Genomic DNA, 13065 nt, shown 5'->3' with positions numbered 1-13065 from the left:
TCTTCAGCGCTGCTGGCGCTGGATGAGGCGATCGCGCAGCGACTTCAAAGCCGAGCCTGGCACGTCGTCGGCCGCCGCCTCCTGCGGCTGGGGCGCAGGCGCGCCAGGACCGGCGCTGTCGCGACGCAGCGTCGCCGGGCGGGTCGGCTGCTGATGCATCGGCCTCCCGGTACCGTAGCCTCCCCCGGGCGGACCAGGCTCGCGACGGGCGGGTGGCGGCACGTCGTGCCGACGCGATTCAGCGCGCGGAGGTTCTGTCGCCAACTCGGGCACATAGCCGTCGATGTAGGCGGGTGCAGCGAGCTCGCCGCCGGCGCCGATGTCGGATGAACGCCACTTCTCGACCACCTGCTCGAGGAAGCCTTCGTCGCCCACCGAACGCTGCCAGTGCTCGGTGAAGTGCGCCGTCGTCGAGCGTGGCAAGCAATCGGGCGGCAGCTCGTCGAACTTGATGCGCACCGGTAGCGCAACACCGTCGCCGAAGGCTAGCGCCTCGCGCTGCCCGAGTGACGGAAGGAATTCCAAGAGACCAGAGCCGGTGTCGGTGATTGCCGAGGTGACGATCGCCTGGTCTCGGTCATTCGACATGCGCAGCGCGAACACGGTGTTGCACTGGGAGAGGATGGTCGGATCGACCTCGGCCGGACGCTGCGAGACGATGCACAGCGCGACGCCGTACTTGCGGCCTTCCTTGGCGATCTTGGCGATCGCGCGTTTGCACGGCTCGAAGCCAAGGTGGTCGGTGGCCGGCACGTAGCGATGCGCCTCTTCGCAGACTAGTGTCAGCGGCACCTTGCCCTCGCTCCAGTGGGCGAAGTCGAAGGTCATACGGGCCAGCACCGACACGACGACGTTGATGATCTCGGTCGGTAGGCCGGTCAGCTCGACGATGGTGATCGGCTTGTTGTTGACCGGCACGCGGAAGATGCGGCTCAACACTTGCGTCATGCCGTCGTAGACTGTGAGCGAGCCGAACATGAACGAGTAGCGGCCGTCCTGCGAGATGGAATCGATGCGCGTCCGCAGTTGCCGGTAGGGCGACAGGTCCTTCTTGTTCTCGAGCTTGCCCATGCGCTCGTCGATGAGGCCGGTCAGGTCCGAGATGCGGTAGGGCACCGGCGTATCGACGGTGAAGCGGGCCTGCTCGGGCATCACGGAACGGCGCATCGCCTGGTTGTCGCGCGCCCGTCCGGCGCTGTAGCGCGCCTTGGCGATGGGAATGAGCTCCTGCAGGATCTCGATCTCCGCCTTGCGGCTCGGGTCGGAGATCAGAACCTCCACGACCTCCTCGAAATTCAGCAGCCAGAACGGAAGCTGCATGTTGCGGGGGCTGATGACCTCCGCCCACTCGCTGAAGGCGGTGGCGTATTCGTTGTGCGGATCAAGCAGCACGATATGCGCGTTCGGATTGCGCTCCAGGATCGCGCGCAGGATAAGTGCCGTGGTGCACGACTTGCCGGTGCCGGTCGTGCCGAGGATGGCGACGTGCTTGCCGAGCAGCTCGTCGACCCGGATCATGGCGGGGATTGTGCTGTCCTGGCGGATGCAGCCGACGCGCACCGAGCGGCTCGGCTCGCCGCAAAATGCCGCTCCGAGTTCCGCCTTGGAGGCGACGCGCACGCGGTTGCCGAGCGAGGGGTAAGCGGTCACGCCGCGCGCAAATATCGTCGCCTGCCCGGTTTTGTCGCGCCACAGCTCGCCGACGAGGCCGAGCTCGGCGATCCAGATTTCCGTATCGTCGTCGCGGTGGGCGGGAACCGGGACGCTCAATGCCGAGACGATGGCGAGCACCACGGTCTTTTCCGTGTCGATCGCCAGGAGTGTGCCCATGTCGGGGCGGTCCGCCGTGCGGACCTGCCCACCCTTGGTGCCGTCGAGCAGCACGATGGCCTTCGAGCCGGTCACCGACACGATGCGGCCGATGGACCGGTCCGTCACCTCGGGAGCGCGCGCCGTTTGCGGGACGGCAAGCTGCATTTCCATTGCGTCGCTCACGCTGCAGGCTCCTGATAGGTGGTACCGGGTGCCGCATCGACGTGGAGGATCGGAATGCTGACCTCCACCGACGTGCCCTGACCCTTCACGCTGCTGATCTTCAGTTCGCCCTTGTGCAGCTGCACGAGGGCGCGGGCGATGGGCAGCCCAAGGCCGGTTCCTTCGCGCCAGCGCGTGTGGCTGGCGTCGACCTGTCCGAATGGCGTCAAAGCGACCGCGATCTCGTCCTCGGTCATACCGACGCCCGTGTCGCGCACCGTGACGACGACCGCCGTCGGTCGCGCCTCGGCCATCACGCTCACGGAGCCGCCGCTCGTCGTGAATTTCAGGGCGTTGGAAATGAGATTGGTGAACACCTGGCGCAGGCGAACGTTGTCACCGCTGACCGGCGGCAGATTGCGATCGATGCGCTCGTCGAGCAGCACGTCGGCGTTCTGCGCCATGAGTCGGAATTGCGACGCGGAGGCCCTGAGCACCTCGCCGAGGTTCACCTCGCGCGCGTCCATCACGCACTTGCCGCTCTGAATTTTCGAGATATCGAGGATGTTGTTGATGACGGCCAGGAGATGCCCGGCGGCGTCGTGGATGAGGTTGGCGTAGTCGGCGACCTCGCTCGGCGCCAGGCGGCGGTGGTCTTGCTCGGAGAGGAGCTTGGAAAAGCCGATGATGGCGTTGAGCGGCGTGCGCAGCTCATGGCTCATGTTGGCGATGAACTCGGATTTGACCTTGCTCGCCAGCTCCGCCTCGACGCGTGCCGAGTGCTCCGCCACGCGCGCGCGATGACGCAAGATCGCATCGCCCAAAAGCGATGCGTACTCGTTCATCAGAGAGGCGCTCTTCTGGTGGTTGAGGGGGCCGCTGAACATTCGCCAAGAATTTGCTGTGGTCCTGGGCGAGGAACCTAGTCAGCGGGAAATAACGTCCGGTTAACCGGCGTCTGGAGATGAAACGAACAAAGCGTTTAGTCCCGTGCCGGGGCGGCACGCGGCCGTGTCTAAGGAGGCCGTCAGCGGGTGAGGAAGCGGAAGGGGACCTGCATCTCGAGCGGGCCGCTGGCGACCGTGCTCGGCAAGGGCGGAAATGGGGCAGCGCGCTCGAGGGCGGCGATAGCCGCTTCATCGAGCACCTTAGAGCCGGAGCTCTGCTGAATCGTGCGCGAGACTATCTCGCCCTGTTGATCGACGGTAAAGCGCAGCAGCACGGTGCCAGTCAGCTGAGAGCGGGGATTGACCTTGTTGCGGTGCAGTTTCTTGGCGACTTCGCCCATGTAGACGCGTCGTGCGGTGATGTCGCCGCCGCTCGCCTTCGAACCGACGCTCTGCTGCTCGGCCGCGACGGTCGGCGCGACTTCCACCGCCGACATTTCGACGGGCTTCTCTTCCTCGATCGGCTCGGCTTTCTCGATTTCCATAGGCGCCTCGGTCGGGGCCTCAGCTGCAGTGATGATGTCCTTGAGCTCTGGCTCCTTGGTCTCGACGGGCTCCGCCTTGATCGCCTCCTGCACGGGCGCGATGTCCATCGCCTCGACGACCTCCTCGGTGCCGCCCAGCATGGAAGAGCCCTCGATGGAGATGGTGAGTTCGGTGCTGAACGCATCGGCACCCTCACCCTCGTCGAAGGCGGTCATCGCCGGTTCTGAGGTGACGAAGGCGAGCCCAATGGCTGCATGCGCAGCGATTGAGAGCAGTACGGCTATGGGGCGAAGGATCTGCATCGCGCTGACTACTACGGTTGTCCCGCCGCTGCCTTAGGCTGCGCCTTGGCGAGCAGTGAGACGCGTGCGTACCCGCTCTCGCCGACAAGGGTCAGCACGTCCATCACGTCACCGTAGGCCGCTTTGGTGTCACCGCGCACGTACACGACGGAATCACCCTCGCTGGCGCGGATATCGCGCAGCCGTGGAACCAGCGTAGCGCGATTGACGAACTCGTCACGGATCTGCATTCGCCCGTCGGGCGTCAGTGTCACGACCATGGGCTTCTTGGATTGGCCGACGCGTGGAGCCGTGGTCTTCGGTAGCTCGACCGGGACGCCGGCAACCATGAGCGGCGCCGCGACCATAAAGATGATCAACAGCACCAGCATGACGTCGACCATCGGCGTAATGTTGATGTCCGCCATGGGCCGATAGTTGGTCTCGTCGCCGTCGTCGGCCGAGTTGAGATTGACGGAAGCGCCCATCAGATGCCCTTCCCAGCCCGCATCGGCACGACTGTCTCGGAGGCCGGCCGCGACAACCACTTTGCGAGCTGTGCGAGCGAGGATCCGGCGCGCGCTGCCAAGCGCCCGAGTGAGACCGAGATGGCGTTATAGGCCATGACGGCCGGGATCGCGGCGGCGAGGCCGAGGGCGGTGGCGAATAGCGCCTCGGCAATGCCGGGCGCCACGGTTGCGAGACTCGTATCCTGTTGCATGCCGATGGCGGTGAAGCTGTTCATGATGCCCCATACAGTGGCGAACAGCCCGATGAACGGCGCCGACGAGCCGATCGTTGCGAGGAAGGGCAGCCCGGCCTCCTGGCCCTGTAACTCGCTTTTCAGCGTACCGCGCATGGCGCGCTCGATGCGGGCACGCACGGCGGTTCGGTCTTCGCCGCGCGAGTCGCCGTCACTCAATTCTTCCTCGGCCGAGCGGAGCAGCTTCTTGACGAGGCCGCGCTCGGAGGATTCGCTGACGACACCGCTCCGAGCCACTGTCTCGAGCCGGCGCACTTGCCGGCGAAGCGACGAAAGTCGGATCATTTTCTCGAAGATAATCGCCCAGCAGGCGATAGAGGCTAGAGCCAGGCCCAGCATCACGCCTTTGACGACCGGGTCAGCCTGCATGAGCAGGCTGTAGAACGAGAACTCATGCGGAGCAGCGGCAAGTACAATCACTGTCGAACCCTACTTTGAGAATTGCGCCTTCGTTAGCGACTTAACCTTGAGGCGCGCCAGGCAATCATCTGCCTGGCCAGTGGCGGCCCGGCACTCAATGACGTCATTGACAAGGAAGCTGCCGATTTGGTCGCATTGGGTGCCTTCGAGATCGAACAGCTTCACGGAGCGCTTGTCCGGGCGCACCGGCGACAGATCGAGCGCCAAGCGGCGGCCGATGACACCGTCTGTCTGGAACAGCACGAGGTCGAGCTTGAAGGCGTCGTAGGTGGTGGACGTCGGATTGGTGACGACAACGTAGGCGCGGCAGCCCTTGTCGGACTTCTCGAGCTTGTTGAGCTCAAGGCTGACACCGTCACCGCTGTTTTCCGGCTGCGCCGGTGGGGTCGTGTCTTGTGCATGGGCAAACGCAGCGACGAAGCAGCACGCCGCGACGGCGGCGAAGATCGTTTTTTGATTCATTGCACTCACGGGTCGCAACCAGGTCATGGACTAGCTCGGCAGCTCAATATGGCGTCGTAGTTTGCCAGTGCCATCAAGCGCTTAATGGCATAAGCGAATTGTGCCTTGGCGCTGTGGTTCTCGATCATCGCTGGCTAGCGTGCATGCGGCTCGCGCATGAACGTTCTCCTCCCTCGGCTGCGTCTCGCGCACTGTCGCGCGGATCAGCTCTGTTTTTCTTGCCGCGCAAACCTGCGTCTTCCACTCTTCCATCGGTCGGCGTCGGTAACGAAGTAACACCGCGCAGATGAGCCCTGTCAAACACGGAAAAACACACCTTCGTGTCCGGGAAGTTCTCCCATAGCATTCGGGAATTATTCCCGATTTCGATGCGCAAAAGTCACACCGCCAGATCGCTATAGTGTAACGGGCCGCGCGAACCTTGACCGCAATGAGGCATCCGGATTTTTGTAGCGGCAGTTAATTACGTCCGTCGGCGAAAAATATTCCGGTCAACGGGAAAAACTTGCAGACGGCCGACGATCGGCGGGGAGGGGCGAGCGGTGGCAGCTCGAGGTAACTCCAGCCGGAAAATAGTCGGGTGAAATAGTCACCTCGCGTACTCTGGGGGAGTTGAGTGATGCGTACTGCGTCCGCGTCTGCGTCCGTATTGTGTCTTGTACTATTTGCGAGCTTCGCCGTTGGACCGGCGCTCGCCCAGGACGCAGGCGGCGCCGCCGCCTCCAGCGTTGAGGAACTGCCAGCAGTCGAAGTCGTGCAGGACACGCCTGCAAAGAAGGCCGCGCGCGCCAAGAAAAAGGCGCCCGCAGTGTCTCCGCTCAGCAGCGTCAGCAGCGCGCCGCCAGGCGTCTCTACGCAGACCGCGACCGGCGCGCCAACCGCAATCCCGGTCGCCGCACCGATCACTGTGCCGAGCGCAGTGACCAACGTCACCGACACCGACATCGAGCATGAAGGCACCGGCTCGATCCAGCAGACGCTCGTGCAGAAAGTGCCAGGTACCTTCATTTCCGACGCCGCCGGCAACATTTTGCGCGGTGAGCTGTCGTTCCGCGGCTTCGATGCGTCGCCCGTCAGCGGCCGCGCGCAGGGCCTCGCGATCTACCAGAACGGCGTGCGCATCAATGAGGCCTTCGGCGACGTGGTGAACTGGGATGCGATCCCCAGCAACGCCATCTCGTCCATGTCGGTGGTCAGCAACAACCCATCGTTCGGCTTGAACGCACTCGGCGGCGCCATCAGCATCCTGATGAAGGACGGCTTCTCCTACCAGGGCGGGGAGGTCGACTTGATGGCCGGTTCGTTCGGTCGCAAGCAGGTCGGCATCCAGGCGGGTGAAGCGTTCGGCAACGCCGGCGTCTATGTTGCCGGCGAGTGGTTCGAGGACGACGGCTATCGCGATTTCTCTGAAAGCGAAGTGCGCCGGTTCTACGGCGACATTGGCCTCAAGGGCACGTTCGCCGAAGTTCATTTCAATCTGACCGCGGCGGACAACCATTTCGGCGCCACCGCAGCCGCACCTGTCGAGTTGCTCGCGCGTAGCTGGAGCAATACCTTCACCTCGCCGCAGACGACTGATGTCGAAGTCTACATGCCGTCGTTGTCGGCCTCGGTGAAGGCGACCGACACGCTGACGCTCTCGGGCGTGGGCTACTACCGCCGCTTCAAGAATCGCGTTGTCGACGGCAACGTTACCGAGATCGAACCATGCCCAGCACCGGATGACGATGAACTGTGCCTCGAGGATGAAAATGTCTTCGATCTCAACGGCGACGACATCGATTCCGATATCGCCCCGGACGATCGGTTGGGCTCCATCGAGCGTCTAGCGACAACCAGCGAAAGCTGGGGCGGCGTGGTGGAAGGGCAAGAGAAGGCCAAGCTGTTCGGCCTATCGAACCTGTTTCTTGCCGGTGTTTCCTACGACCAAGGTAAGTCAAACTATAAGACGTCCAGCGAGATGGGCGTGATCCAGCCAAAGTACGTTGTTACGGGCACTGGCGTGTTCGTCGGCGGCGTAGAGCACGACCCGGATGAAGGCGATGAACTCGCCCCACGCAATCTCAACGCCGAGAACACCTATTGGGGTGTTTATCTCTCTGATGCGCTGGACGTGACCGACGAACTCACTGTCACGGTGGGAGGCCGCTACAATCGTGCGACGATCCAATTAACGGATTTGACGGGGAAGTTCCCTGACCTCAACGCCACCAACACATATGAGCGCTTCAATCCCGTGATCGGCGCCAACTACAAGCTGCTGCCTGGCATCTCGGTGTATGGCGGTTACTCGGAATCGAACCGCGCTCCGACGCCAGCAGAGCTCGGTTGCGCAGAACCAGAGAATCCCTGCCTCATCGAGAGTTTTCTGACGGACGACCCGCCGCTGAAACAAGTGGTTGGGCGCACGGCAGAGCTTGGCCTGCGGGGGCTAGGTGCCTCCTACGGCGGACGCTACACCTGGTCAGCCGGGCTGTTCCGTACGCTTGCCTCCGACGACATCCTGCCCATCATGGAGAACCAACGCATCTTCTTCGTCAATGCGGGTGATACGCTACGCCAAGGCCTCGAGTTGTCGGCAACCTACGAAACGCGCAATTGGACCGGCTATGCGTCCTACGCTTTCTTAGACGCAACGCTCAACACCTGTGACGACCCGAGCGGTGAATGCGCGTTCCTTGTAGCCGGCGATCGGCTGCCGGGAATTCCTCGACACCTCTTCAAGGTTGGTGCCGAGTATGCGCTCACGTCCGCGTGGAAGGTCGGGGCCGATGTCATCGTATCCGGCGACAGGCCGTACTTCCCGAACGAGGCCGGTGGTGGCGACTTTCTCGACGCCTATACCCGGGTCGACTTGAACACGTCCTACGACGTGACCAAAAACATTCAGCTCTACGGTCTCGTGAAGAATCTGTTTGACCAGAAGTACGGACTCTACGGCACGTACTTTGAATCCGGCGAGGTGAGCAACGTTGATAAGGCACTTGGCGGTGCAGGCTTCACCGATCCGCGGACCTTCTCACCTTCGATGCCCTTCGCAGCCTACGGCGGCGTCAAGGTGCGCTACTGATCACTACCTGACCGGACCAACCAACGACCACGGCAAAGCCCTCCTCACCCCCGTGAGGAGGGCTTTGCCGTTTCTTCCTGTCAGTGAGTTGTGCAGGACCTGTGCGTGGCGAGTGCGCAACTTTTGCGCAACGATACACAGTTGCTGACTCGTGTCGCGCTTGACGGCGGTATTGCCGCGCTACCCAATTCTTTGGGTGCGACAAAGTGAGTCGCGCGCCAAATCAAGCAAAAATCGGGAAAAATTCCCGGAAGCGCATAACGCAGTTTCCCAAGTCCAGTCAGTTGCGTCGCGAGGGAGTGAAGGCGGAAAGATCATTCGAGCTCTGAGGGGGCGACATGGCGGGTCGGCAAGTGCGGCGGCTGGTGCAGGCGGCGGGCGTAGCGGCCTTGCTATGTAGTCCAGCCAGCGCTCAGCAGGCGCCAACGACCACCCCGGCGCAGCAGACCCCGCCTTCCGGCGGCGGTGCGACCACCCCGAGCACCACGACCCCCAGCACCACGACGCCAGGCACGACCACCCCGGGTGCGGCAGCCCCGAACGCTGCGGCTCCGACTCCGGCACCGCCCGCCGCGACCCAATTGCCGCCCGTCGACATCATTCAAAAGAAGGCGCAACCCGCCCCCAAGACGGCCGCCAAAAAAGCTCCGAAGAAGCAGGCCGTCGCGCCGGCCCCGGCACCACCCTCTGAGGCGCCGCCGCAGCTCGACACGCCTGCCACCTATCAGCCGGGCGAGGGCGGTATCGACAGCGGCAGCGTGCAGATGTCGCCGGTTGAAGGCAGCGCCATCCCGATTGGCAAATACCCTGGCGCCGTCGGCCGCGGCAGCGCCGAGGACTTCAACCGCACCGGCTACACGTATGCACCGGAGGTGCTGCAGCAGACCGTCCCCGGCGTCATCCTCGAGGACGCGCAGGGCAACGTGTTCCAGCGCAACCTGCAATACCGCGGTTTTGAATCATCGCCGGTCAACGGCGTGCCGCAGGGCCTTGCCGTCTACCAGAACGGCGTGCGCATCAACGAGAGCTTCGGCGATATCGTCAACTACGACTTCCTGCCCGACAACGCCATCAGCGGCATGACCATCATCGGCGCCAACCCGGTGTTCGGCCTCAACGCCCTGGGCGGCGCGCTGACCATCATGATGCGCGACGGCTTCAACTATCAGGGCGCCGAGCTCAACGTGATGGGCGGCTCGTTCGGCCGCTACCAGGGTGGGTTGGCGGTTGGCGCCAACAGTGGATCGTGGGGCGGCTTCCTGGCCCTCGAAGGCATCCACGACGACGGCTATCGCGACTTCTCGGCCTCGCGCATCCGCCGCATGTACACGGACCTCGGCGCCAGGGGCGACGGCACCGAGTTCCATTTGAACTTCACCGGTGCGGCGAACTTCGTCGGCGTCACGGCGGCGGCGCCCGAGCAGCTCCTCGATCTCAACTGGGCAAACACCTTCACGTCGCCGCAGACCACCAAGAACCAGGTGGCGATGATCTCGGCCAACGGCAACATCGAGGTGTCGCCCACCTGGTCGTTGCAGGGCGTCGGCTACTACCGCTGGTTCAAGCAGTCGCACGTCGACGGCAACATCTCCGAGGCGGAGGAGTGCAACGGTATCCCCGGCGTGCTCTGCCTAGAAGGCGAGGACGACGATCAGCTTTTCGGCATCGGCCCGGGAGTCAATGCCGACGGCTCGATACCCGAGGACATCGCCGATCCGCTCGGCTCGCTCGACCAGACGTCGCAGGTCGCCAACAGCTTCGGCTTCTCGGGCCAGGCCGTGAACAAGGACTCCATTGCCGGCTACAAGAACCAGTTCCTGATCGGCGCCAGCTACGATCGCGGCAACGTCGCCTATGGCGCCACGTCGACCCTAGGCTCATTCGAGCCGAAGTTCGTCGTCAACAGCCTCGGCATTCTCCTCGTCGCGCCAAGCGAGGTGTCCCCGCGCGATCTGACGACGATCAACGACTACTACGGCGTCTATTTTTCCGACACGGTCGACCTGACGAGCGACCTCGCCTTGACCGTCGGCGGTCGCTACAATTTCGCCCGAGTGCAGATTCTGGACGATACTGGCACCCAGCCCCAACTCAACGGCGACAACACCTTCCAGCGCTTCAACCCGATGGTTGGCGCCACGTACCTGCTGAATCCCGGCCTGACGCTCTACGCCGGCTATGCCGAGGCGAACCGCGCGCCGACACCGGCTGAGCTCGCATGCTCGGATCCGGCCTTCCCGTGCTTGCTCGAAAGCTTCCTCACCGCCGACCCGCCGCTCGACCAGGTCGTCTCGCATACCTGGGAGCTCGGGCTTCGCGGCAGGATGCAGGGCTACAACAGCGAGCGCTTCGAATGGAGCGCAGGTCTGTTCCGCGCCCTGAACTCCGACGACATCTATCAGATTGCCGATGAGGTCTCTGGACGCGGCTACTTCGACAACGTCGGCGACACGCTGCGGCAGGGCATCGAAATCGGCGGCCGTTACACTGACGCGCGCTGGATGCTCTACGCCAACTATGCGCTCGTCCACGCCACGTTCCAGAGCGCCTTCATCCTGCCTTCACCCGACAACCCTCTCGCGTTCGAATGCGAAGAGGGACCCGGCTCTCCAGCGTCCGACGACGAACCCAACTGTCTGCAGGTCAACTCCGGCGATCGGATACCGGGCGTGCCGCTCAGCCGCTTCAAGACCGGCTTCGACTACCTCATCACGCCGGAGTGGAAATTCGGCGCCGACCTCGTCGCCGCCTCGAGCCAGTTCTTCTACGGCGACGAAGCCAACCTAAACGCGCCGCTCAGCGGCTACGCGAAGGTCGACCTGCACACCTTCTACGACCTGACAGAGAACGTTCAGCTCTACGGCCTAATCTACAACCTGTTCAACTCGCAGTACGGCCTGTTCGGCAACTTCTTCAATCTGGAAGCGGCGAACGAAGCCTCCGAGGCAAACCCGGCGACGGGCGACGACTTCTTCACCAACCCGCGCACCATTACGCCAGCGCCGCCGCTCGTGGCCTATGGCGGCATGAAAATCCACTACTGATCTACGGCTGTTCTCGCAGCCACTCCCGTGCGGGCGCTCCGGACAACCGGGGCGCCCGTCGCGCATTGGCGGTCCTACATCTGCGCGACGTAGGCACGTCCCTCAATGACATCGTACTCGCAGACGGGAGTCGTCTCGCCCTCGCCGAGCGTCAATACGACGTGCGGGTGCTTGAAGCGGGCGGGCCAGCGCGCGTTGCGCAACTGCCAGATCTGCACGTCGACGCCGGAGCGGCCGATCACCACGTCGACGGAAGCTGGCCGCGTCCATAGCGGACCGCCGATGCCGCGGAACAGCTGTTCGCTCTGGCAGGCGGCAATCGCCCGCTCGCGATAGGCAAGGATGAGCGCGTCCTGGGCACCGTCGCGGTACAGGCGGTCCTGGGCCCAGATTTTAGCGCCCGCCAGTAGGGCAAGCGCGACGACGAGAACTCTCAGCATGGCGGCGCGTATCACCGGCAAAAAGGGGCTGCGGCGGCGGCATGCCGCGGCGGACCACCGCGCGCGGGGCAGGGTCGAGTTTCCCTGGGCTTGGTGAATAAAGAGTTGCCGGGCGTGTCGCCGCGCTTGTCAGGGCCGCCCCATTGCGGCATGGATCGCGGCCAGTTTCACCGCCAATGCGCAGACCCGGGGGAAGGACACCGACCCATGAGCAAGAAGAAGATCCTCATCACTTGGCCTCTTCCCGAGGCCGTCATGGCTCGCGCCCGGGCCACCTACGACGTCATCGCGCATGGCGACAACCCCAAGATCACCGTCGACGAGATGCTGGAGACGGCCAAGTCGGTCGACGCCATCCTGTTGACGTTGAACGAAAAGTGCCCGGCGCCGGTCATCGAGCGCGTCCCCGACAACATCAAGTGCATCTCGACGTTCTCGATCGGCTTCGACCATATCGATCTCGAGGCCTGCAAGAAGCGCGGCATCAAGGTCGGCAACGCCCCGCACGGCGTTACCGTGGCCACCGCCGAGATCGCCATGCTGCTGCTGCTCGGGTCGGCGCGCCGCGCTTCCGAAGGTGAGCACATGATGCGCACGCGCTCCTGGCCCGGTTGGCAGCCGCTGCAGCTCGTCGGCCAGCGGCTCGATAACAAGAAGCTCGGCATCTACGGCTTCGGCAAGATCGGCCAGGCGCTGGCGCAACGCGCCCGCGGCTTCGACATGGAGATCCACTACTACGACATCTATCGAGCCAAGCCCGAGGTCGAGGCGAAGTACAACGCCACCTACCACGACAGCCTCGACAGCCTGCTCAAGATCTCGCAGTTCTTCTCGATCAACGCGCCGTCGACGCCGGAGACGCGCTACTTCTTCAACAAGGACGTCATCGAGAAGCTGCCGCAGGGCGCCATCGTCGTGAACACGGCGCGCGGCGACCTCGTCAAGGACGAGGACATGATCGCGGCTCTGAAGGCGGGGCGCCTCGGCTACGCCGGCCTCGATGTGTTCGCCGGCGAGCCCAAGATCAACGAGGGCTACTACGACCTGCCCAACACGTTCCTGTTCCCGCACCTCGGCTCCGCGGCGATCGAGGCGCGCAACCAGATGGGCTTTGAGGCGCTCGACAACATCGACGCGTTCTTCGCCGGCAAGGACATGCCGTTCAAGCTCGCCTGAGG

General features: G+C 63.7%; 10 protein-coding genes. 3 read left to right on the top strand and 7 right to left on the bottom strand.

Going from position 1 to position 13065, the window contains the following annotated elements; translation table 11 throughout:
• Positions 1–3: 3 nt before the first annotated feature.
• The 6 genes from GIW81_RS07770 to GIW81_RS07745 all read right to left on the bottom strand — a co-directional run bounded on the left by GIW81_RS07770 (position 4) and on the right by GIW81_RS07745 (position 5333).
• The gene (locus GIW81_RS07770) at positions 4–1995 is read right to left on the bottom strand and encodes an ATP-binding protein (protein WP_324614931.1); all 1992 of its coding nucleotides are present in this window, start codon (positions 1993–1995) and stop codon (positions 4–6) included.
• The gene (locus GIW81_RS07765) at positions 1992–2819 is read right to left on the bottom strand and encodes a sensor histidine kinase (protein ID WP_229309111.1); all 828 of its coding nucleotides are present in this window, start codon (positions 2817–2819) and stop codon (positions 1992–1994) included. Before GIW81_RS07765 ends, GIW81_RS07770 begins: the two co-directional genes overlap by 4 nt.
• 182 nt (positions 2820–3001) lie before the next feature.
• Entirely contained in the window at positions 3002–3709 is a 708-nt protein-coding gene (locus GIW81_RS07760; protein ID WP_154738683.1) for a TonB family protein, read from the bottom strand.
• A gap of 11 nt (positions 3710–3720) precedes the next feature.
• Complete coding sequence (locus GIW81_RS07755) at positions 3721–4176, bottom strand: ExbD/TolR family protein (protein WP_154738682.1); 456 nt, start codon at positions 4174–4176, stop codon at positions 3721–3723.
• Positions 4176–4820: a MotA/TolQ/ExbB proton channel family protein gene (locus GIW81_RS07750; RefSeq protein ID WP_154739572.1), complete on the bottom strand. Its 645-nt coding sequence runs from the start codon at positions 4818–4820 to the stop codon at positions 4176–4178. Before GIW81_RS07750 ends, GIW81_RS07755 begins: the two co-directional genes overlap by 1 nt.
• A 60-nt stretch (positions 4821–4880) precedes the next feature.
• Entirely contained in the window at positions 4881–5333 is a 453-nt protein-coding gene (locus GIW81_RS07745; RefSeq protein ID WP_154738681.1) for a hypothetical protein, read from the bottom strand.
• A 619-nt stretch (positions 5334–5952) separates the two neighbouring features.
• Between GIW81_RS07745 and GIW81_RS07740 the strand changes: the two genes are divergently transcribed.
• Positions 5953–8403: a TonB-dependent receptor gene (locus GIW81_RS07740; protein WP_154738680.1), complete on the top strand. Its 2451-nt coding sequence runs from the start codon at positions 5953–5955 to the stop codon at positions 8401–8403.
• Positions 8404–8741: 338 nt separating this feature from the next.
• Entirely contained in the window at positions 8742–11447 is a 2706-nt protein-coding gene (locus GIW81_RS07735; protein ID WP_154738679.1) for a TonB-dependent receptor, read from the top strand.
• A 74-nt stretch (positions 11448–11521) separates the two neighbouring features.
• Here GIW81_RS07735 and GIW81_RS07730 read toward each other — a convergent pair whose 3' ends face one another.
• Complete coding sequence (locus GIW81_RS07730; protein ID WP_154738678.1) at positions 11522–11887, bottom strand: hypothetical protein; 366 nt, start codon at positions 11885–11887, stop codon at positions 11522–11524.
• 207 nt (positions 11888–12094) lie between these two features.
• Here GIW81_RS07730 and GIW81_RS07725 point away from each other — a divergent pair, with 207 nt between their 5' ends.
• On the top strand, positions 12095–13063 hold the full coding sequence (locus GIW81_RS07725; RefSeq protein WP_154738677.1) for a 2-hydroxyacid dehydrogenase: 969 nt from the start codon (positions 12095–12097) through the stop codon (positions 13061–13063).
• Positions 13064–13065: the final 2 nt, after the last annotated feature.

This window comes from Hyphomicrobium album (assembly GCF_009708035.1).
Classification (GTDB): Bacteria; Pseudomonadota; Alphaproteobacteria; order Rhizobiales; family Hyphomicrobiaceae; genus Hyphomicrobium_A; species Hyphomicrobium_A album.
Note: the sequence above shows the minus strand (reverse complement) of the source record. Positions and strands in the feature narration are given on the sequence as shown.